At 61.7% G+C, this 20259-nt stretch carries 19 protein-coding genes; 12 read left to right on the forward strand and 7 right to left on the reverse strand.

The window, feature by feature from the left end; translation table 11 throughout:
• Positions 1 to 30 precede the first annotated feature (30 nt).
• Complete coding sequence (locus GO499_RS03300) at positions 31 to 2061, reverse strand: acyltransferase family protein (RefSeq protein ID WP_161860856.1); 2031 nt, start codon at positions 2059 to 2061, stop codon at positions 31 to 33.
• A 170-nt stretch (positions 2062 to 2231) separates the two neighbouring features.
• Here GO499_RS03300 and GO499_RS03305 point away from each other — a divergent pair, with 170 nt between their 5' ends.
• The 10 genes from GO499_RS03305 to glmM all read left to right on the forward strand — a co-directional run bounded on the left by GO499_RS03305 (position 2232) and on the right by glmM (position 13799).
• Complete coding sequence (locus GO499_RS03305) at positions 2232 to 2381, forward strand: hypothetical protein (protein WP_161860857.1); 150 nt, start codon at positions 2232 to 2234, stop codon at positions 2379 to 2381.
• Complete coding sequence (locus GO499_RS03310; RefSeq protein ID WP_161860858.1) at positions 2378 to 2827, forward strand: DUF6446 family protein; 450 nt, start codon at positions 2378 to 2380, stop codon at positions 2825 to 2827. The genes GO499_RS03305 and GO499_RS03310 overlap by 4 nt, the downstream gene beginning before the upstream one ends.
• Positions 2828 to 3748: a glutaminase gene (locus tag GO499_RS03315; RefSeq protein WP_161860859.1), complete on the forward strand. Its 921-nt coding sequence runs from the start codon at positions 2828 to 2830 to the stop codon at positions 3746 to 3748.
• A gap of 54 nt (positions 3749 to 3802) precedes the next feature.
• Positions 3803 to 5926 (forward strand): glycine--tRNA ligase subunit beta, encoded by a 2124-nt coding sequence (gene glyS / locus GO499_RS03320; protein ID WP_161860860.1) that lies wholly within the window; start codon positions 3803 to 3805, stop codon positions 5924 to 5926.
• Positions 5927 to 5983: 57 nt separating this feature from the next.
• On the forward strand, positions 5984 to 8566 hold the full coding sequence (gene ppdK / locus GO499_RS03325; protein ID WP_161860861.1) for a pyruvate, phosphate dikinase: 2583 nt from the start codon (positions 5984 to 5986) through the stop codon (positions 8564 to 8566).
• A gap of 347 nt (positions 8567 to 8913) precedes the next feature.
• Positions 8914 to 9765: a cell wall hydrolase gene (locus GO499_RS03330; protein ID WP_431309891.1), complete on the forward strand. Its 852-nt coding sequence runs from the start codon at positions 8914 to 8916 to the stop codon at positions 9763 to 9765.
• 108 nt (positions 9766 to 9873) lie between these two features.
• Complete coding sequence (locus GO499_RS03335) at positions 9874 to 10809, forward strand: dihydroneopterin aldolase (RefSeq protein ID WP_161860862.1); 936 nt, start codon at positions 9874 to 9876, stop codon at positions 10807 to 10809.
• Positions 10790 to 11449, forward strand: a complete 660-nt coding sequence (locus GO499_RS03340) for an HAD-IA family hydrolase (protein WP_161860863.1) — start codon at positions 10790 to 10792, stop codon at positions 11447 to 11449. The genes GO499_RS03335 and GO499_RS03340 overlap by 20 nt, the downstream gene beginning before the upstream one ends.
• Positions 11446 to 12447, forward strand: a complete 1002-nt coding sequence (folP, locus tag GO499_RS03345; protein WP_161860864.1) for a dihydropteroate synthase — start codon at positions 11446 to 11448, stop codon at positions 12445 to 12447. Before GO499_RS03340 ends, folP begins: the two co-directional genes overlap by 4 nt.
• Positions 12448 to 12458: 11 nt before the next feature.
• Positions 12459 to 13799 carry a phosphoglucosamine mutase gene (gene glmM / locus GO499_RS03350; protein WP_161860865.1) on the forward strand — a complete coding sequence of 447 codons (1341 nt, stop codon included), beginning with the start codon at positions 12459 to 12461 and terminating at the stop codon, positions 13797 to 13799.
• A 15-nt stretch (positions 13800 to 13814) separates the two neighbouring features.
• Here glmM and GO499_RS03355 read toward each other — a convergent pair whose 3' ends face one another.
• From GO499_RS03355 to GO499_RS03370, 4 genes are all read right to left on the reverse strand, one after another.
• Entirely contained in the window at positions 13815 to 14501 is a 687-nt protein-coding gene (locus GO499_RS03355; protein WP_161860866.1) for a DUF1194 domain-containing protein, read from the reverse strand.
• 10 nt (positions 14502 to 14511) lie between these two features.
• Complete coding sequence (locus GO499_RS03360; RefSeq protein ID WP_284154876.1) at positions 14512 to 15189, reverse strand: DUF1194 domain-containing protein; 678 nt, start codon at positions 15187 to 15189, stop codon at positions 14512 to 14514.
• Between the two features lie 95 nt (positions 15190 to 15284).
• Positions 15285 to 15713, reverse strand: coding sequence for a VOC family protein (locus GO499_RS03365; RefSeq protein ID WP_161860868.1), 429 nt, complete (start codon positions 15711 to 15713; stop codon positions 15285 to 15287).
• Positions 15714 to 15847: 134 nt separating this feature from the next.
• Positions 15848 to 16234, reverse strand: coding sequence for a response regulator (locus GO499_RS03370; protein WP_161860869.1), 387 nt, complete (start codon positions 16232 to 16234; stop codon positions 15848 to 15850).
• A 321-nt stretch (positions 16235 to 16555) separates the two neighbouring features.
• Here GO499_RS03370 and thyX point away from each other — a divergent pair, with 321 nt between their 5' ends.
• Both thyX and GO499_RS03380 read left to right on the forward strand, forming a co-directional pair.
• Complete coding sequence (gene thyX, locus GO499_RS03375) at positions 16556 to 17461, forward strand: FAD-dependent thymidylate synthase (protein ID WP_161860870.1); 906 nt, start codon at positions 16556 to 16558, stop codon at positions 17459 to 17461.
• A 38-nt stretch (positions 17462 to 17499) separates the two neighbouring features.
• The gene (locus tag GO499_RS03380) at positions 17500 to 18357 is read left to right on the forward strand and encodes an NAD(P)-dependent oxidoreductase (RefSeq protein ID WP_161860871.1); all 858 of its coding nucleotides are present in this window, start codon (positions 17500 to 17502) and stop codon (positions 18355 to 18357) included.
• A 9-nt stretch (positions 18358 to 18366) separates the two neighbouring features.
• Here the strand turns inward: GO499_RS03380 and GO499_RS03385 are convergent, their stop codons facing one another.
• Together GO499_RS03385 and GO499_RS03390 are read right to left on the reverse strand one after the other, a co-directional pair.
• Positions 18367 to 19365 carry a Gfo/Idh/MocA family protein gene (locus GO499_RS03385; protein ID WP_161860872.1) on the reverse strand — a complete coding sequence of 333 codons (999 nt, stop codon included), beginning with the start codon at positions 19363 to 19365 and terminating at the stop codon, positions 18367 to 18369.
• Entirely contained in the window at positions 19362 to 20249 is an 888-nt protein-coding gene (locus GO499_RS03390) for a sugar phosphate isomerase/epimerase family protein (RefSeq protein ID WP_161860873.1), read from the reverse strand. The genes GO499_RS03385 and GO499_RS03390 overlap by 4 nt, the downstream gene beginning before the upstream one ends.
• Between the last annotated feature and the right edge of the window lie 10 nt (positions 20250 to 20259).

Genomic DNA, 20259 nt, shown 5'->3' on the forward strand with positions numbered 1-20259 from the left:
CTTCAACGCTACTAATTGCAGTCGAAACGTCTAGTCCCGTTCAAACAGCGGGGCGAGGACGCCGCGCAGGTGGATCGCGCCGGTGTTGGTGATGTGATTGTTGTCGAAATACACAGCCTGATCTCCAACCACTGCGGAACACGCAGCGTCACCACAGAACCACGGCCAGCTATCCAGGATTGTTGCCAGCCCGTCCGAAGACAGTGTGTCAAACGGTGCCTCTGAAGTGGCCACCCGCGCTTCGACACTGCTGCGCGGCACGTTTATGATCATATCCGTTTCGCCAGCATCGATTCTGCGATGGGCCGTAGCCCGTGCAACACGAACGGAACTGTAGTGCGGTATTTCCGGTGGTTGGCGTAACAGGAACACGCCTTTGCCCATGCCGACCATTTCAATCAATGTGTGGCGCAGACCTGCCAAGTAAGGCGTATCATTGCCCTCGAGTGCGCTACCGTCTGCCCCAGACAGCGCGATGCGTTCCTCAACGCCGTCACCTGTACCGGTGCCTTCGGCGTAATAGCTCCAGCGTCCGACGAGAAGTACGTCGGTGAGGTTGTCTTCGCTCGCCAGTGCCCGGCGGATCTGATCGTTCTGGATACGACAGGAAGCGTTTTCAAACCGCGTCGCCGTATTCTCTTCTTTCTCGATATCGAAAAATGGCGGGCAGCCTGCCTTCCAGATGATCAGGCCCGGCCGCTCCGCCTCATGTGCGGCGAGGTCCAGTCCCTCTTTCAGAGCCCGCAGGTGGCTGTCACCCCAGGCAAGAAACGTGGGCGTTCCTTCCGGGCCGACTGGACAGATCTCGATGCCTTCGAAAGGGCCGTTGGCCGGTACGGTGCAGCGGCTCCAGTCCTGCAGGAAATCCTGCGACGCGCGAATGTGCGTCTGGACGGCGGGCGAGAACCTTTCCGGCAGCCCCTCGCCTTTGTAAAATACGGCTCCGATGGCCAGAGCGGTGATCGAACCGGTGGCCGCCGCGCCGAAGATCACGCTATAGCGTTTCAGCGGCAACTGTCGTACCGGCGCCTCGATGAACCGCCACGACGCCCAGGAAACGATCCCGGTGAACGCAAGCCAGGTGATCATCTCCATCGGCCCGGAGTACTCGACGCTCCAGTAGAGAGACAGCGTCAGGATGGGCCAGTGCCAGAGATACAGCGAATAACTGAGCAGGCCGATGAACACCGGCCCGCGCATGGAAAGTAATCGGTTGACCGGATTGTTTCCCTTGCCATTCCAGATCAGCAGCGCGGTGCCCGCGACAGGTGCGATCACCTGAAAGCCGGGAAAGGCTTCACCCGGCTTGATCAGCAGTATACCCCCGACGACCAGCACCAGCCCGGCCCAGGAGGCCCAGGCGCCGTGTGCCCATGTCTCGCCCTTGTGAAGTCCCCATGCCGCCAGCAGCACACCGGCCAGCATTTCCCACGCCCGAAAGGGAAACAGGAAGAAGGCTGCACTGTGCGACAGTGGCGTGAAGATCAGGTTGGCCGCCAGCGATGCCGCGAAGAAAATGCAAAGCACCGGTAACACCCAGCGGGTCCTGCGGCAGAACAGCAGCAGGCAGAGCGGCAGGAACACATAAAACTGTTCCTCAACCGATAACGACCAGGTGTGGAGGAGGAACTTTTCTTCCGACGCGCTGTCGAAGTAACCGGATTGTCCGTAAAAATAGACGTTCGACAGGTAAACGGTGGAGGCGATTACGGTCTTGCCGAACTCTCGCAACTCGAAGGGCAACACAATGAAATACGCCACCAGTGCCGTGACAGCCACCATGGCGAAAAACGCAGGCGCCAGCCGTCGGAACCGCCGGGAATAGAAGCGTGCCAGCGAGATGCGCCCGGTTTCGCCTAACTCCTTCAGCAGGATCGCCCCGATCAGGAAACCGGAGATCACGAAGAAGACGTCGACACCGACGAAACCTCCGGACAGGCCCGGCACACCGAAATGATAGAGCACCACCGCCAGCACCGCGATGCTTCGCAGCCCGTCAATCTCCTTGCGATGTGCCAGAGTCGGGTTGTCGGGAATGGGCGGGGCAGGGGAGGCGGACATGGAAACACTCTCGGAGGCACTACGCCGCCCTTCCTAGCGTGTTCAATGCCATGGCAAAACTGCTTTATGTCACTATGCCTTCGTGCTGGGCATTTCGACGACATTGCCGCATTGCGGGTGGGCGGGCCCGGGGATAGAACAGCCGCGCGACCAGCACAGGGGAGAGGCCGATGTCTCTGAATTCCGTAAAGCCGATCCTGCGCACCGGCGCCAACCAGCGGGCGCGGGCCAGACTCCGTTTTGCCGAATTCTGCACCCTGCGCGAAATTCAGTTTCGTTGCCCTAAAAGCGACGTCCCGTCTGTCGGCACCACCCAATGAACGGCAAGATCTTCATCACGGGCCTCGTCGCATTCCTGCTGTGCTTCGGCGGGGCGCTTATCTATTTCCAGCTCTACGCCTACTATCAGCCGATGGGACAACTCACCTCCATCAGCGTCGCAGACCGTGAAATCGCCGTTGGTTCTTTTGAGGGTATCAACAGCGACACCTCCCCGAACAAGTTGCGCGCTTGTTTCGATGTGGATCCAGCGGCCTTTGATGGCCTAGAGCCGGCAACAGATGCAGAACCGCTGCAGGCACCCTACTGGTTTGGCTGTTTCGATGCCGAGACGCTGACGGAAGACCTTGCCGCCGGCCGCGCCACCGCCTTTGTGGCTGAGGACGAAACTCCGGCGAACGCGGTCGAATACGAAATTTTGCGTTTTGTCGCCGTCTATCCCGATGGCCGTGCATATCTCTGGCGCCACTACCGGGAGGCGGAGTAGGTGGACCTTTCGGCCATCGTTTCGGAGATCGCGGAAGCGATGCAGTCCGAGACGGATCGTGGTGCCGTAGCGACCTACATTCCCGAACTCGGCGCCGTTGATCCCGACCAGTTCGGACTCGCCATCTGGCAGCCTGACGGAGAGGTTTTCGCCGCCGGTGATGCCGACACTCCGTTTTCCATTCAGTCGATTTCCAAGGTCTTTACACTGACGCTGGCAATGCGGGAGATGGGCGAATCGCTCTGGCACCGTGTGGGAATCGAGCCGTCGGGAAACCCGTTCAACTCCATCGTCCAATTGGAGGCGGAACACGGAAAGCCGCGCAATCCGCTGATCAACGCAGGTGCTATAATCGTAGCTGATTGCCTTGCCGCCGGGCGCAGCGCCGGCGAGGCGCAGGCTGCCGTCACCGGTTTCGTGCAGAGAGCGGCAGGAGACGCAAGCATTGCCATCAACCCCGCTGTCGCCCGCTCCGAACTGCTGACGGGCCAGCGTAATCGGGCGCTGGCGCATTTCATGTCGGCCGAAGGCAATCTGCGCAATCCTGTCGAGAAGGTGCTGGAAATCTATTTTGCCCAATGCGCCCTGTCGCTCACGTGCCGGCAGTTGGCCCTCGCCGGACGTTATCTCGCAATGGAAGGTCAGGTGAATGACGACGTGCTGACGCCGCCCCACCGTGTCCGCCAGATTCTCGCGCTCATGCTCACCTGCGGCCATTACGATGGCTCGGGTGCCTTCGCCTATCGCGTTGGCATACCGGGCAAGAGCGGGGTCGGTGGCGGCATCCTCGCCATCGTTCCGGGACGTGCCTCCATCGCCGTCTGGTCGCCGGGCCTCGGCCCCAACGGAAACTCTCTGCTCGGCACCCGTGCTATGGAACTGCTGGCCGCGCGCACCGGCTGGTCCGTCTTTGCCCCTTGACCTTCGGGCCCGCATCCGCTTTCCCCTCAGCCCAGACAAGCCGAGAGACACACCATGCCCGATCTTCTGCTCGAACTCTTTTCCGAGGAAATTCCGGCCCGCATGCAAGCGCGTGCGGCGGAGGACCTGAAGAAACTGGTGACGGACGGTCTCGTCGAGGCGGGCCTGACCTATGAGAGCGCCGGAGCCCTCGTCACCCCGCGCCGGCTGACACTGACGGTGGAGAACCTTCTTGCGGCCTCACCCAAGCAGCGTGAGGAACGCAAGGGCCCCCGCGCCGACGCGCCGGAGAAGGCCATCGAGGGTTTCCTTCGCTCCACCGGTCTCAGCCGTGATCAACTGGAGGTTCGCGCGGACAAGAAGGGCGATGTGCTGTTTGCTGTGGTGGAGACCAAGGGCCGCCCGGCGGCGGAGATCATTGCGGAGGTCGTGCCGAACACCATCCGCAACTTCCCATGGCCGAAATCCATGCGCTGGGGCGCTGGCAGCTTGCGCTGGGTGCGCCCGATGCGCTCCATTCTCTGCATCCTGACGGACGAAGCGGGCGCGGAAACAGTGCCCTTCGATGTGGACGGAATTGAGAGCGGCAACACCACCGAGGGTCACCGTTTCATGGCCCCGAAACGCTTCGCGGTCACCAGCTTTGACGACTACGCCGCCCAACTTCGCCGCGCCCATGTCATCCTGTCGCCCGAAGAGCGGGCGGAGATGATCCGCACTGACATGGAAAATCAGGCCTTCGCGCAGGGGCTGGAAATCGTCGAGGATAAGGGGCTTCTGGCCGAGGTCGCGGGCCTTGTCGAATGGCCCGTTGTGCTGATGGGCGAGATCGGGGCCGATTTCCTCGACCTGCCGCCCGAGGTGCTGCAAACCTCGATGAAGGAACACCAGAAGTTCTTTTCCGTGAAGAACCCCAAGACGGGCCGGATCGAGCGCTACGTCACCGTCGCCAACATCGAGGCGGCGGACGGCGGCGCACTGATCCTCGCGGGCAACTCCAAGGTGCTGTCCGCCCGCCTGTCGGACGCGAAGTTTTTCTGGGAAAACGATCTGCGCGTGGCCAGGGCCGGCATGGAGCCTTGGCTGGAGGCGCTGAAATCCGTCACCTTCCACAACAAGCTCGGCAGCGTTGCCGACCGCATCGAGCGCATTGCCGCCCTCGCTTCCGAGATCGCGCCGCTCGTGGGTGCGGACCCCGAGCAGGCCGCCCGTGCCGCACGGCTGGCCAAGGCCGATCTAAGCTCCGAAATGGTCTATGAGTTTCCGGAGCTTCAGGGCCTGATGGGGCGCTACTACATCGAAGCGGCAGGTGAACCTGCGGATGTGGCCGCCGTGGCACAGGAACATTACTCGCCGCTCGGCCCGTCCGACGACGTGCCGACTGCACCACTGTCGAATGCTGTTGCACTGGCGGAGAAATTGGACGTCCTTACGTGCTTTTGGGCGATTGACGAAAAACCAACAGGTTCCAAAGATCCTTTCGCTCTGCGCCGTGCTGCACTTGGGATCATCCGCATAATTATTGAAAACAGTTTGAGACTTCGGTTGTTTCCCATTATTAATGGCACTATTCGAAGCCTCAAAGCCGATTTTTTTCCTGAACGTGAAGAACAACCGAACATGAAAGAGTTCGATGATCGCGTTGCTGTCGGTTCGGCACTTCAAGAGTTTTTCTCTGATCGGCTCATGAACCATCTTCGTGCCGATGGGGTCAATCATGATACTCTTGAAGCTTGTTCTGCACTTGGCGGTCAGGACGATCTCGTTCTCCTCGTCAACCGCGTGAAGGCGCTGCAAACCTTCGTGGAGACGGAGGACGGGCGGAACCTGCTGGCCGGCTATAAGCGGGCCAACAACATCCTCACCGCCGAGGAGAAGAAGGACGGCGTGGAGTATTCGCTCGACCCGCAGCCGAAGCTGGCCGAAGCGGGGGTCGAGGCCGATCTCTTCTCAGCACTCGATGCCGCCGAGGCCGCAATCGCCCCCGCACTGGAGGCGGAGGATTTCACCGCCGCGATGCAGGCGATGGCCACGCTGCGCGCGCCCATCGACGCATTCTTCGACGGCGTGCAGGTGAACGCGGACAACGAAATGGTCCGCCGCAACCGGCTCTGCCTTCTCAACCGCATTCGCACGATCATGAACCGTGTCGCTATCTTCTCCGCTCTCGAAGGCTGACGACGTCTCCGCAAATGCCCGCTTTGCTGCACTGCAAAAGGGCGTTAGGCTGCGCCCATGACGCACCCGATCATCTTTCACCCCCTTGACGGGACACTCCCTGACAGCGCGCTGGTTGGCGCCCGTGCCCGCCGGATCGCACGGATGCGCAAGGCCGGCCTGCCGGTGCCTCCGGCCGTGGCGCTGGATTTCGCCGCTGTCGCCGCCCTGACCGAGGGCGCGGATCTGCCGCCACTGCCGGAAGGTTTCACTCTGCCCGTATCGCTGCGCGGCTCTGCTGGTGATTCCGCGTGGGGTGGGCCGCAGGCGATGCTCAACATCGGTTTCGGCCCGGATACGCGCAACACCATCGCCACGACGCTGGGCGAGGCCGCCGCCTGGGAGTTGGAGCGCCGCCTGATTCAGACATTCGGCACCCGCGTCGCCGGGCTGGACCTGGAGGATTTCGAGAACCTCTATTATGATCAGCTGAAGCTCTCCCCCCAGCCGGAGGAAGAGGATCTGGCCGCAATCGTCGCCGCCGCCCATGAATTCTACGCGGATGAGGAAGGCGAGGAATTTCCTATGGATGCCCGCCTGCAACTGGGCCGGGCGGTGCGGGCCATGGCCGGTGAATGGCACGCGACCACGGCCCGCATCCTGCGTGAAGCCAAGGGTGCACCCCCCGATGCCGGGCTGGGCCTCGTTGTGCAGCAAATGGTTTTCGGCCTTGGCGAGGGCAGCGGTGCCGGCATGTTCCAGGCGGTGGAAAGCAACTCCGGCCGACCGACGCGCACTGGCCGCTTCCTGCCCAACGCACAGGGTACAGACGCGCAGCGCGGCGCCCGCACCCCACACCTGATTTCCGCCGAGGAGCGGGCGGCGGCCGGCCAGTCATTGCCTGCGCTGGAAGAACTGTTTCCCGAGATATATGCCAACCTGCTGGCTCGTCACGCAGAGGTCACGGCCCTCTTCGGCGAGCAGATGGCCCTGTTCTTCACCATCGCCCGCGGCGAGTTCTGGATTCTTGACGCCGTGCCCGTTCGCCGCAATCCCGAGGCCGCGATCCGCATAGCGGTCGACTTGGCCAAGGCAGGTTACATTACCCGCGAGCAGGCCCTGCTGCGGGTGGAGCCGCGCAACATCGGCGAAACGCTGCACCCGCAGATCGACAAGGATGCCCGCCGCGATGTCTTCGGTAGCGGCCTGCCGGCCAGCCCCGGCGGTGCCACCGGTCGTATCTGTTTTTCCTCCGAAGCGGCGGCGGCACTGCATGCGCAGGATCAGTCCAGCATTCTCGTCCGCGTCGAGACCAGCCCGGAGGACATTCGCGGTATGCATGTCACCGCTGCCGTCCTCACGGTGCGCGGCGGCATGACCAGCCATGCGGCAGTGATCGCGCGCGGCCTCGGCGTGCCCTGCGTTGTTGGCGCCTCGGATCTGGATCTCAATCTGCGGGACGGCACTCTCACGGCGCTCGACGGCCGCATCTTCCGCGAAGGTGACATTATCACCATCGACGGTACCACCGGCCAGGCGATCGCCGGAACGATGAAAATGCAGCCGGCGGCACCTTCGGACGCGCTAGATACCTTGCTGGAGTGGGCCGACCAGACGCGAAGGCTTGGTGTCCGGGCCAACGCCGACACCGCGCAGGATGCCAGCCTCGCCCGCCGCTTCAAGGTCGACGGTATCGGCCTCTGTCGAACCGAGCATACGTTCTTCCAGGGTGAACGCATCAACGCCATGCGCGAAATGATCCTTGCCGAGGACCGGACAAGCCGGGACAGGGCCCTCGCACGCATGCTGCCGATGCAACGCGGCGATTTCGAGGATCTTTTCGAGATCATGCGCGGACTGCCCGTCACCATCCGCCTGCTCGACCCGCCACTGCACGAGTTCCTGCCGCATTCGGCGACGGAACGGGCACAGCTGGCTCGGGAGATGGACATCCCCGTGGAAAAGCTGACGCATCGCATCGAGGACATGGCCGAATTCAACCCGATGCTGGGCAAGCGCGGTGTCCGGCTCGGCATCACCATGCCCGAAATCTACGACATGCAGGCCCGTGCGATCTTCGAAGCGGCGCTGAACGCCGGGAAGAAGACCGGGGCGCAGATTGTTCCGGAAATCATGATTCCGCTCGTTTCCGCCAATCGCGAGGTCGAACTCGTCAAAGAGCGCATTGCCGAGGTTGCCAAGGCAGTCGAGATGGAAAACCAAGCATCCGTGCAATACCACGTCGGCGTGATGGTTGAGACTCCACGCGGCGCACTCAGGGCAGGGGATCTTGCCCGTTCGACCACTTTTCTCAGTTTCGGCACCAACGACCTGACGCAAATGGCCTATGGCCTCAGCCGCGATGATGCCGGACGGTTTATGCGCGATTACGTCGGCAAGGGCGTGTTCCCCGAGGATCCGTTCCACACACTCGACCTCGAAGGGGTGGGCGAATTGCTCTTGCTGGCCGCGCGTCGTGGGCGGTCAGAGAACTCCGATCTGACACTCGGCCTGTGCGGGGAACACGGCGGCGACCCGGCCTCCATCCGCTTCTGCGATGTTGCCGGTTTCGATTACGTCTCGTGCTCTCCCTTCCGCGTGCCTGTTGCCCGTCTGGCAGCTGCGCAGTCCGCCATCCTGTCAGCCAAGCGCGGCGAGTGAAAACGCCGAATTTTCGTGCGCGAATTTGCGAATCGAGCTTGCGAATCGACTTGGAAGGCGCGATTTTCAGTACGCGCCACAGTGTCGCCACAATTCACCTAAAGCTTGTTCGGACAATAATCTCGTTGCCGCCGGGCACCCGAGGTTCTTTTTGAATCTTGTTGGATCAATTGGCTTTCCGATTGTTATCCACAGATTTGTCCACTGCGACCAATCATCCCCTCTACGTAGAAAACATTGGACAGGAGCCTATTTCCTCGTTCAAGAAAGCGCCCGTCTTCGTAGCAAGACAACCGACTAACGCGGTGTCGCCTCTTAACACCGCTTTGGGGATGTGAGGTTTGTCGATGATTATCAGTTTGAAAGCGCGCAAAATGGCGCGCAAGTCGTTATGCGTTCTGGCAGCAACTTCGACCCTGCTGGCGGCGTCCGGCGTAACACCTGTCAGCGCCCACCGCACCGAGCTGGCTCCTGTGGAGGTCGCAGCGCAGGTCGCACTTCAGATTTCCGAGATGAAGCAGCAGCAGGCTGCAGTCAACGCTAGCGCGCAGGCACAGCGAATGAGCGGCATTGAGGTCTTCCAGCCGCCTCTACGGCTTGGCGAGATCAAGGCGCAAGAGGCACCCCGTGCGCCGATCGCGCGCTTGGCGGCAGCGTCTGATAGCGTCGCCTACGACCAGCGCGCGAAGGGCGAGACGATCGCCGCGCAGCGTGTCCACAGTGCCTTCGATTCCCGCCAGCCACATGGTTTCGACGTCGAGCAACTCGACGAGATGCCGCGTGTCGCAGGCGATGCAGAATGGCAGTGCCTGACGGAAGCGCTTTATTTCGAGGCTCGTGGCGAAACCCTGAAGGGTCAGCTTGCCGTGGCAGAAGTAATTCTCAACCGTGTCGACAGCCGTAATTATCCGGGCAGTGTCTGCGGCGTGATCAGTCAAGGTTCAAAAAGGCTGCACGCTTGCCAATTCTCCTTCAAATGCGACGGTCAACCCGAGAAGTTCCGCGAGAAGAAAGCCTACGAGCGCGTGGGCAAGATCGCACGGCTGATGCTGGAAGGACGCGAGCGGCTGTTGACTGACGGGGCGACGCACTACCACACTCGCCACGTAAATCCCTCCTGGGCTCGCCGTCTGACGAAAACGGCGGATATCGGCGTCCATCTCTTCTATCGCAAACCCAGCCGCACGGCGAGCCGCTAGAGCCGGTAACGGGAAGCCCCACCCCGGGGCTTCCGGACGCCACTCTATGACGCGTTGCCCTGCGCGCGCCCCCTTGCTATGCGGGGAGCGGGAGGAGGGCCGACACCAATGGATGAACTAACCCAGGCCTTTGAAGGCCCGACTGCGCGGGCCGCAGCGACGGCGACCACGCCATGCGACAGGATATCGGTCCGCGACCATATCCGCGAGGTGGAAATTGGTGCCTTTCGCGCTGAGAGAGGCCAAACCCAACGTATCCGTTTCAACATAGTGGTTGAGGTCTCTGCCCATGTTGCGGCGCAGGATGACGATGTCGACAAGGTTCTTTCCTACGACACAATCACCAGCGCGGTTGAAACAGAATTGGCCTCTGCACGTATCAACCTGCTGGAAACATTGGCCGAGCGCGTTGCCGCACGCATTCTGAAAGACCGTCGCGCCATACGCATCTTTGTGCGCATCGAGAAACTGGATCGAATACCCGGAGCACTCGGTGTCGAGATAGTGCGCAGCCGCAGACCCGAGGTTGCCGCCGTTGTGCCGGTAACACCGCCGCCATCGGAGGAAGACGTACCCGGGCCAGAACTGCTCTTCCTGGGACAGGAGGTTCTGAAAGGACCGCATCTGGAAGAGTGGCTGTCTGCACTCACCGAGCGACAGGTAGTACTGCTGCTGCCACCGCTCGCCGGATTCGACCTGACGGCGGTTCCAGCACCCGTTGCAGGCCAGATTTTGCTGCTGTCGATGGATCAGAACGCCGTCCGACTGGCCGCTCTCCACGATGGTCTGGCCGTGGCCGACAGCCTCACCGAAATGCGTTGGGCGCTGGATGAGGGTCTGACTGTTGTATTGGCCCCGTCGCGCCTCGTCGCCGCCGCGCCGGTCGTGCCGGACTGGTCTCCGGAAAAGCCGGAAACCATCGCCCCCTGGCTGGCCGAACGTCTCGATTCGCCGCAGCTTTCTGCCGTCGGAACATCGCTGCCCGATCCGGCCCGGATATTCGCACCCGCCGAGTGGAAGCAATATGGCACGCTTGATCTTTGATCTCGATGGCACGCTCGTCCATAGCCTGCCAGCACTCTGCCACGCTGGCAACAATCTGCTGGCGGAGATAGGTAGGTCGCCGGTGACGGAGGCCGAGTATGCGGCATTCGTTGGTAGGGGCATGCGGGCGCAGGTGCAGGACCTTTTGTCCGCGACAGGCGGCATACCCTCGGAAGGCGTCGAATTGCATCTCCGGCGTTTTCTGGATCTCTATGCTGCAGACCCTGTCAGCGGTTGCACAGCGTTTCCCGGTGTTCTCGATACGCTGGCGCAGCTTTCGCTTGGCCATGCGATCGGCATCGCTACCCAAAAACTGGAGGCGCCTGCCTGGCACCTGTTGAACGCGACGGGTATCGGGAAGTTCGTTACCGCCCTTACAGGTGGCGATACGCTCGACGTGCTCAAGCCCGATCCGGCGATGCTGTTGCACACAGCCGACCGCATGGGCGCCGGGCCGATCCTGTTTATTGGTGACAGTGAGGTCGACCGCGCCACCGCCGACAACGCAGGTGTCCCGTTTCTTCTGTATGAGGGCGGTTATCGCAAGGCCAGTGTCGCGGCACTGGCACCCGATGCAAGTTTCAGCCACTATGATATCCTGCCAGGCCTCGTGGCCGAATTGCTCGGGGTTTCCGCATGACAGCACTCTACTACCGGCCGCTTCTGCAGGCGGAGCGCCATCGTTCCGCAGGGGCAATCGGCCTGGCGCGCGGCCCGCTTTGGTTTGACACTGTCGAGGTGCTGACGCGGGGTGCGGAACCGGCACGGATGTCTGCCTCCGAACTGCCCGAAGACGTACTCGGACGCCTGGTGGCGCCGCGGTCGCCGATCGCCGGGCTGGACTGGTCCCGACCGAGGATCATGGGCATTCTGAATGCAACGCCTGACAGCTTCTCTGACGGAGGACGGCACCAGGGCAATGCCGGAATTGCACATGGGTTGGCAATGCACGTTGCCGGCGCAGATATTGTTGACATTGGCGGTGAGAGTACCCGTCCGGGCGCTGCCATGGTTTCGGAGGAAGAGGAACTGGATCGCGTGCTGCCGCTGATCGTCGCGTTGCGGCGGGAAGCGCCGGAACTGCCGATCTCCGTGGATACGCGCAAGGCGAACGTCGCAGCGGCAACACTCGCGGCGGGCGCCGACCTCTTCAATGATGTGTCCGCGCTGACCTATGATGCTGCTAGCGCCGGTATCGCCGCCAACGCTGACAAGCCCGTCTGCCTGATGCATGCCCAGGGCGACCCGGCGACAATGCAGAAGGATCCGCATTACGACGATGTCCTGCTGGATGTTTTCGACTTTCTCGCCGACCGCGTTGCCGCGGCCGAGGCCTCCGGCATCATGCGATCGCAGATCATGGTCGATCCCGGCATCGGCTTCGGCAAGACTGCGGAGCATAATCTGGCACTGCTGCGCGGTCTGTCGCTCTTTCATACGCTTGGCTGCCCGATCCTGCTCGGCGCTTCGCGCAAACGTTTCATCGGCACAATCGGCCGCGCCGAGGATGCCGACGCCCGCGCACCCGGCTCCATCGCCGTCGCGCTTGAAGGCGTGCGTCAGGGTGTTCAGATGTTGCGCGTGCATGATGTTGCAGAAACCGTGCAAGCGGTTAGGCTGTGGCAGGCATTGATTTAGGGCAGGGTAGCATGGTGCGGCAGTATTTCGGCACGGACGGCATTCGCGGACGTGCCAACACTCATCCGATGACGGCGGAACTGGCACTGCGGCTTGGCGCCGCCGTTGGCCGCTACTTCAATCAGGGGCCGCACAAGCATCGCGTCGTCATCGGCAAGGATACCCGCCGCTCCGGCTACATGCTGGAAAACGCGCTGACCGCCGGGCTGACATCCGTTGGCGCGAACGTGTTGCTACTCGGTCCGGTGCCAACGCCAGCCGTCGGTATGCTCACCCGCTCGATGCGCGCCGATCTCGGCATCATGATTTCCGCCTCCCACAACCCGTTCGAGGACAATGGCATCAAGTTTTTCGGGCCGGACGGGTTCAAGCTGTCCGACGAGGCGGAAAAGGCCATCGAAACCCTGCTGGACGAGATGCCCGCGCTTGTCCCGCCGGCGGAAATCGGCCGCGCCCGCCGTATCGAGGGGGACCGTTCCCGCTACGTGGAAATCGCCAAGCGAACACTGCCGGGTGCCCAACGGCTCTCCGGCTTGAAGATCGTCGTCGATTGCGCCAATGGCGCTGCCTACAAAACGGCGCCGGAGGTGCTGTGGGAACTGGGGGCGGAGGTAATTTCCGTTGGCGTCTCGCCCGACGGCTTCAACATCAACAAGGATTGCGGCTCCACCAGCACCGGTCTGGCGGCCGAAACCGTCGTCGCGCACGGTGCCGACCTTGGCATCGCCCTTGATGGTGACGCCGACCGCGTGATGATCCTCGATGAGCGTGGCAAGGTTTGCGACGGCGATCAACTGATGGGCCTGATTGCCGGGCTCTGGGCCGATCAGGGCAGGTTGGAGAAGAACACGCTGGTTGCCACCGTAATGTCCAACCTCGGGCTGGAGCGCTATCTGCAATCGCGTGACCTGAAGCTAGAACGCACCGCCGTGGGTGATCGCTATGTCGTCGAAGCCATGCTGCGCAACGGCTACAACCTCGGCGGTGAACAGTCAGGCCACATCGTCATGACCGACTACGTGACCACGGGCGACGGCCTCATCGCCGGCCTGCAGTTCCTGTCTGCCATGATCGCCAGCGGCCAGCCCGCCAGCGCACTCTCGCGTACGTTCGAACCGGTGCCGCAACTCCTCACAAATGTGCGCTATGCTGCCGGTGCAATGCCGTTGGAGGCCGAAGCGGTGCGCAAGGCCATTGCCGCGGGCGAGGAGCGGCTGCGCTCGTCCGGTCGGCTGCTGATCCGCAAGTCGGGCACCGAACCGCTGGTGCGCGTGATGGGCGAGGCTGAGGATGAGGCGTTGCTGGCCGAAGTGGTCGGCAGTGTCGCGGCAGAGATCGAGCGGGCTAGCTGACCTGGCGCAGGGCGATCAGTTCCCGGCCAACCCCAGCTTCGGCACCCCGAGTTCCCGCACCAGTTTTTTCCTGATCGCCCGGGCGAAATCGTCATAGTCGGTCGCCTCCATCACGAAGGCCCCTGGCCCACGGATGACTGTTGTTTCGAAGTATTCCGCCAGATCCGTGGCCTGATGGCCGACCGCCAGTGCGTTTACCGTGATACCGCTATAATCCTGCCACTTGTACATCTTGTCCGGTGGCAACCCGTCGTTGTTGCGCCCGTCGCCGGAAACATCCACCTTCCAGTCGAAACAGTAGGCCCGATCCGTCAGCTTGCGACGCGCAAAATCCAGTGCATAGCCCAGCGCTGTCGGCCGATTGGCGCGGCGGGGCCAGTTCAGCCGCAACTGCCGGGCTACCCTGTCGAGGTCGGCCACACTGCTGATGTCCACCCAGTCTTGCAAGACACTCTGATCCTGTTGGCCGGACCATTCAAAAACCAGCAGCGCCACGCTGGTACCGGGCAGCGCCACAAACGCATTGCGCACTTCCCGGTCTTCCAGTGCCTGCGCCACGCCTTCCAGCTGCAGGTGCCGCTCTTCGGAATCGACGCTGGAGGAAACATCGAGCGCCAATACCAAGGCCAGTCGACAGGCCTGCGCTTCCGCTCGCACGGGCACAACTAAGGCCAATAGCAGCAGCAGCAGGACAGGGCGCATGACGGTTCCTTCAGAATGCGGGCTTGATCACTTCTCGCAGCAGTTTCCGGCGGATCGCTTCAGGGTAGGATGCATAGGTTTCCGCCGTTTCGACGAACGCTCCGGGGCCGCCTGTCACCGCATCCTCGAAATAGCGCGTCAACCCGGAGATAGAAGTTTCGATTGCCAGACCGTTGATTGTCGTACCACGCGAGACGACTTCGTCACGGGCCTTGTGCGCTTTCAATCCCTCATTGGAGAGACCGTCGCCGGACACGTCAATAACCCGCCGAAGGCAATCCGGCACCTCTGCAAAAAGGGCATCGGAAAACAACAGCGCCTCTCCGACAGCGGTTGAATAGATCTGCCATGCCCGGTCGGTATTGTTCACCATTTCGGAAAACCCGGCCATATCGGCTTCGCTCAGAACCCGCCGCCAATCTATCGACACCACTTGGCGACTGCTCCCCGACCATTGCACCAGCGTTAGCGCGGCCTGATTGGCCTGCAACGCCTCGCTGATCTCGGGGTCGAGAAGTGCATCGGCCAGACCGCGCATCTGCAGGTCGTACTCCGTAGGTGAAATCGAGGCAGAGACATCCACCGCCAGCACCAATGCCAGATCGCAGGCCTGCACCTGTTGCGTCCCCACCACGAGCGACAGGCCGAGCGTTCCCAGTATTCCTCCCCGCATCAGATCAACCCTCATGCAAACGCCCCACCCGGCAATTCTGCGAGAGGCGGGGCGCTTTCGGCAAGGTATCATTTCAGCGAAGTGTCAAACGTCGCCGATAAGTTACCGCATCACCAGTGGCCGGTATTTTCCATGCTGCTCCATGGCTCGGCCGGCGGCAGGCTCTCACCTTCCTGCAACAACTCGATGGAGACGTTGTCCGGGCTGCGGACGAAAGCCATGTGACCATCGCGCGGCGGCCGGTTGATCGTCACGCCATTGTCCATCAGGTGCTGGCACGTCTCGTAGATATTCGGGACCCGGTAGGCGAGATGGCCGAAATGGCGGCTGTCGGAGGGCAGGCCTTCGTCCCCGTCCCAGTTGTACGTCAGTTCGACCGGGCATTCCGGTTGGCCCGGAGGTGCCATGAACAGTAGCGTGAACCGCCCGCCCTCATTGTCCATCCGCCGTGTCTCTTCCAGCCCCAACAGCTTGAAGAACGCCACTGTCGCGTCGAGATCCTTAACCCGGACCATAGTGTGAAGATACTGAATGCCCATTGCGGCCCCTTCCTCGAATTCTCCGGCCGCCGGTCTCTTCCTCGCGGCCCCTTTGCTGATAGTTACTGCTTTGTCGCGCAAAGGAAAGGCTGGCCGGTCTCGCGTGGTCGGGGAATTTCCGTGATGTGGGGCCCTCAGGTCGGCGCGGCGATCACCAGTCCGGTCCAGAACGCATTGATGGCATCCACCAGTTTGCGAAGGCCGTCGGAGCCATGTGGTTTCAGCAGGTAGGCATTGGCGCCCTCGCTGTACGCCCGCGCTACGTCATCGGCATTGTCGGACGTCGACAGCATTATGACAGCGGGAAAGCTGCTGCGCCGCGCCTCCCGCGTCTGGCGCAGGACTTCGAAACCACTCATGCCAGGCATGTTTATGTCGAGCAGGACCAGATCGATATCTCCCCGCCGCATGCGCTCCGCCGCTCCATTGCTGCCGAGGTGCGTTTCAAAATCCACTTCCGCCTCGGCCTTTGCAAAGCCACGCTGCAAAAGACGAATCTCGGTGGAATCGTCATCCACCATCAATATGCGTGCGATCCGTCGAACCGGAATGAGAAAACCTCCCAAACTTATGCCCCGGCATTGTTGCCCTTGGCCGCAAATTCTGCCCCATGCCACCGGTACCCAGCCGGTATTCAATTGGCCTGATAGCGAACGGGTGTCTCTTCTAAAATCATCAACAGGTTAGCCCCCGTCTCGCGACTCTTCAACTCTGTTTCGGTCCAGCCAGCTTACCAGTCGAAGGGTTAACAGATAATTTCGTGCAGATCGTAGATATGGGTGTTCCGTCCTGTAGCCTCACAATATAGTGTATGTTCGAGACTCACGAGAGAGGAAGATTTCATGCCCCTCAGCCTGGAAGAGGCCGCCGCGATCGCCGCGCAGAAGGAAACCACCCATACCACAGCCCGTGCAACCGTGCAGGGTATGGAAGAACATCTTTACACTGCGATCCCGGTGCTGGATCACGGTTTCATCCGGGTCATCGACTACATGGGCGACGACAGTGCCATCACCCAGGCCGCGCGGGTCTCCTATGGCAAGGGTACGAAATCCGTCTCCAATGACGAAGGCCTCATCCGCTACCTGATGCGCCACTGGCACTCCACCCCGTTCGAAATGTGCGAGGTCAAGCTACACGTCAAACTGCCCGTCTTCGTGGCCCGGCAGTGGATCCGTCACCGCACCGCCAACGTCAACGAGTACTCGGCTCGCTACTCCATTCTCGACCGTGAATTCTACATCCCGGCGCCTGAGCATCTGGCCGCTCAGTCCAGTACCAATAATCAGGGCAGGGGAGATGTATTGCAGGGCGAGGAGGCGCAACGCGTTCTCGATTATCTGCGTGACGACAGTATCCGCGCGTATGATCACTACGAAGCGATGCTCGGCACCGAGGATCAGCAAGGTCTTGCCCGCGAACTTGCCAGAATGAACCTGCCCGCAAACATCTACACGCAATGGTACTGGAAGGTCGATCTGCACAACCTTTTCCATTTCCTGCGCCTGCGCGCCGATGCCCACGCCCAGTACGAGATCCGCGTCTACGCGGAGGCGATCTGCGATGTCGTCAAGGACTGGGTGCCTGCCGCATACGCAGCCTTCGAGGATTACCGTCTGGGTGGCGCCCAGCTTTCCGCCAAGGGTGTGGCAGCGCTGAAACGGATGCTGGCCGGTGAACAGATGGATGCGGAGAAAGCCGGGATGACCAAGGGAGAGTGGCGGGAGTTCGAGGCTTTGCTCGCTTAGCGAAGGTGCCTCTTCCTTTCCCAAAAGAAAGAAATTTCATGGAACATATCGGAGTCATAGGTCTCGGTCGCATGGGCAGTGCCATTGCCCGTCGAATGCAGGCCAAGGGCCATGCGGTGAAGGGCTGGACCCGTAGTGGTAAACCCGTTGACGGGGTCGAGAGTGCGGAAAGCTTGCAGAGCCTCGCCAACACCGCCGATACGCTGATCCTAAGCCTGTTCGATGATGCCGCCGTCGCTTCGGTGCTGGATCGTCTGCTGCTGCTCGACCTTGCGGCCAAGCAGATCATCGACACCAGCACTGTTGTGCCGGAAATCCTCAAATCCCGCGCCACCGCCTTCGCGGGGATGGGTGCAAGCGTAGTCGATGCTCCAATCTCCGGAGGGCCGGAGCTGGTGATGGCAGGAAAATGCGGTGTCTTCATCGGCGGTGATCTAAAATCGGCCACGCGGGCCGAGGCGGTGCTGGGCAGCATTTCCGACCGCATATTCCACGTTGGTCCACTCGGGGCCGGGCTGGTAATGAAGGTCGTCAACAACGGCATGATCCAGACCTATTTCAACGGTCTCGCCGAACTGATGCCGCTGGCGCGCGAGGCAGGGCTGCCATTGGAGACGGCCCTGCGCATTCTCTCCGGCGGTCCTGCAGGCATGCCGATGGTTGCCGACCGCATCCCCAAGGTGTTGGGCGAGGATACGGCCGTCGGTTTCACCAACAGTGCGGTATTCAAGGACAACGACGTCTTCCGTCGGGTGGTGCAATCCTTCGGCCTCGCCTCTGGATCACTTTCGGCCTTCGGGGCGCGCGAACCGGAGTTGCGCGCCGCCGGACTGGCCGAGGAAGACCCGGCCGCCCTGATCCGCTGGGCCTATGAGCATGGTGGCGGCGAAGCGTGACGCTTTACCTCAGGCTTCCAGAAGCCCGACCATCTGCTCCAATGTAGCCATCGCCCTCACCCCATCGGCTATTGTCGGGGCAGCGGTTGGCGTGCCGGCCAACCCCTGTGCCACATCAGCCATCAGCGCGACGTATCCCTTGTGGTCCTCGTTGGCCGCGGCGGTGAAATTCGGTGTCCAGGTCAGGGTATCGCAGGCTGGGTCCAGTCGTGCGACTCGGTCATCTGCCTTGAAGGGTGGATCGCGGTGCCAGGCGACATTGATGATGTTGTCCACTTCCACCCGGTTGTGATCACCCATTACCGTAATCTGTTCCATCGGCGTGCCGCGCGACTGCACGGTGCCCATCACCACATTGCCAATCACGCCGTTCTCGCAGGCAAAACCCATATGGAAGAGGATTCGCCCTGGCTCTGGCGAGTTCCTCCGTACCGTCATCTCCGTCAGCGGGCTTCCGGCCAGCCATGGCATAAGGTCCATGTAGTGCACGCAGTGATGCAGGTAGAAGCCCGTGTAGTCGACTTCGCCGGCAAAATACGTCGGCGCCGTCATGTAGCTGCCGGTGATGCCAAGTACCGGGCCGAAGTCTCCGCCGCGAAGGATGTTGGCGCAGATCCGGTTGCCCGTTGAATAGCGTTTCATGAACCCCACGAACACCGGCACACCCGCCGCGTCAGAGGCATGCTGCAGTTCCAGCGCCTGAGCATGGGTTGCCGCCGGTGGCTTCTCCATGAAGACCGGCAATCCCCGTTTCACGCAGGCGAGCGTAGCGGCATGGTGCACCTGTGGTCCGACCGCTATGCAGACGGCATCCAACCCGGGGTGCGTCAGCATTTCCTCCCAATCGGTATAGGTGGCCGTCACACCATATTGCGAAGCTGCCGCGTTCAGCGCGCCCTGATCACGGTCGCAAAGTGCCGCAATCCTCATGGCGTTGCGGCCCAGCGTCGGCATCAGCATCTGGGTGGCGTGGCGGCCACAACCGATCCATCCGATATTCAGGCTCATTGCGCAAACCCCGCCAACATCAGGTTGGAACGGATGACCCCCAGTCCTGCCTTCAGCTTTTCGGTTTCGTCCTCCGCCGGTGCGCGCCACTGCGCGATTGGCAGTGCCAGCCGCTGATCGTCGCGCCGGAACGGTTCAAGCGAAACCGGACCGGAATAACCAACCTCGACTAGCGCCCGCAGCGTTGCAGGCCAGTCCATGTTTCCGGTACCCGGAAACCCTCGATGGTTCTCGTTGGCCTGGAAGTGAACGATGCGGGTTCCGGCCATCCGGATGGCATCGGGAATCGACTGGTCCTCCATGTTCATGTGGAAGGTGTCGAGCATCAGGCCGAGTCCAGAGTCGTTGACCATGTCGACGGCGACAATGCCCTGTTGCGTGGTGTTGAGCATATCGGTCTCAAACCGGTTAAGTGGCTCCAGAGCGAAGACCTTGCCCGCCGCCCGCGCCTTGGCAGCAGCCGTAGCTAGGCCGTCGATCATCCGGTCGGCGCGCGCTTTAATCTCGGCGTCGCTGCGGGGCAGGGGGGGCCTGCCGGCAAACACCATCGGTTCACCGTAGAGCGGCCCGCCGATGATGTCCGCGCCCAGACCTTCCGCCGCCTCGATACAGGCTTCCAGATAGTCGAGCCCACCCTGCCGCGCCTCAGCGTCTTCGGAGGAAATGGAACGTCTGGGATTGACCCGCGCCGCCAGCACCACGCCCAGCCCGGCATCGGCGAGGGCGGTCCGTGCGGTCGACAGGTCGATACCGTCCTCTGGTTCCGGGACAAGAAGTTCGATGAAATCGAAACCCATCGCCTTGATATCCGAAAATAATCCGAGGTGGGCACCGGTAAACGGCCGGACAAATTGCATCGAGATGATGCCGATAGGGTTATTCAATTGTTTCTTC

This window comes from Algicella marina (genome assembly GCF_009931615.1).
Taxonomy (GTDB): domain Bacteria; phylum Pseudomonadota; class Alphaproteobacteria; order Rhodobacterales; family Rhodobacteraceae; genus Algicella; species Algicella marina.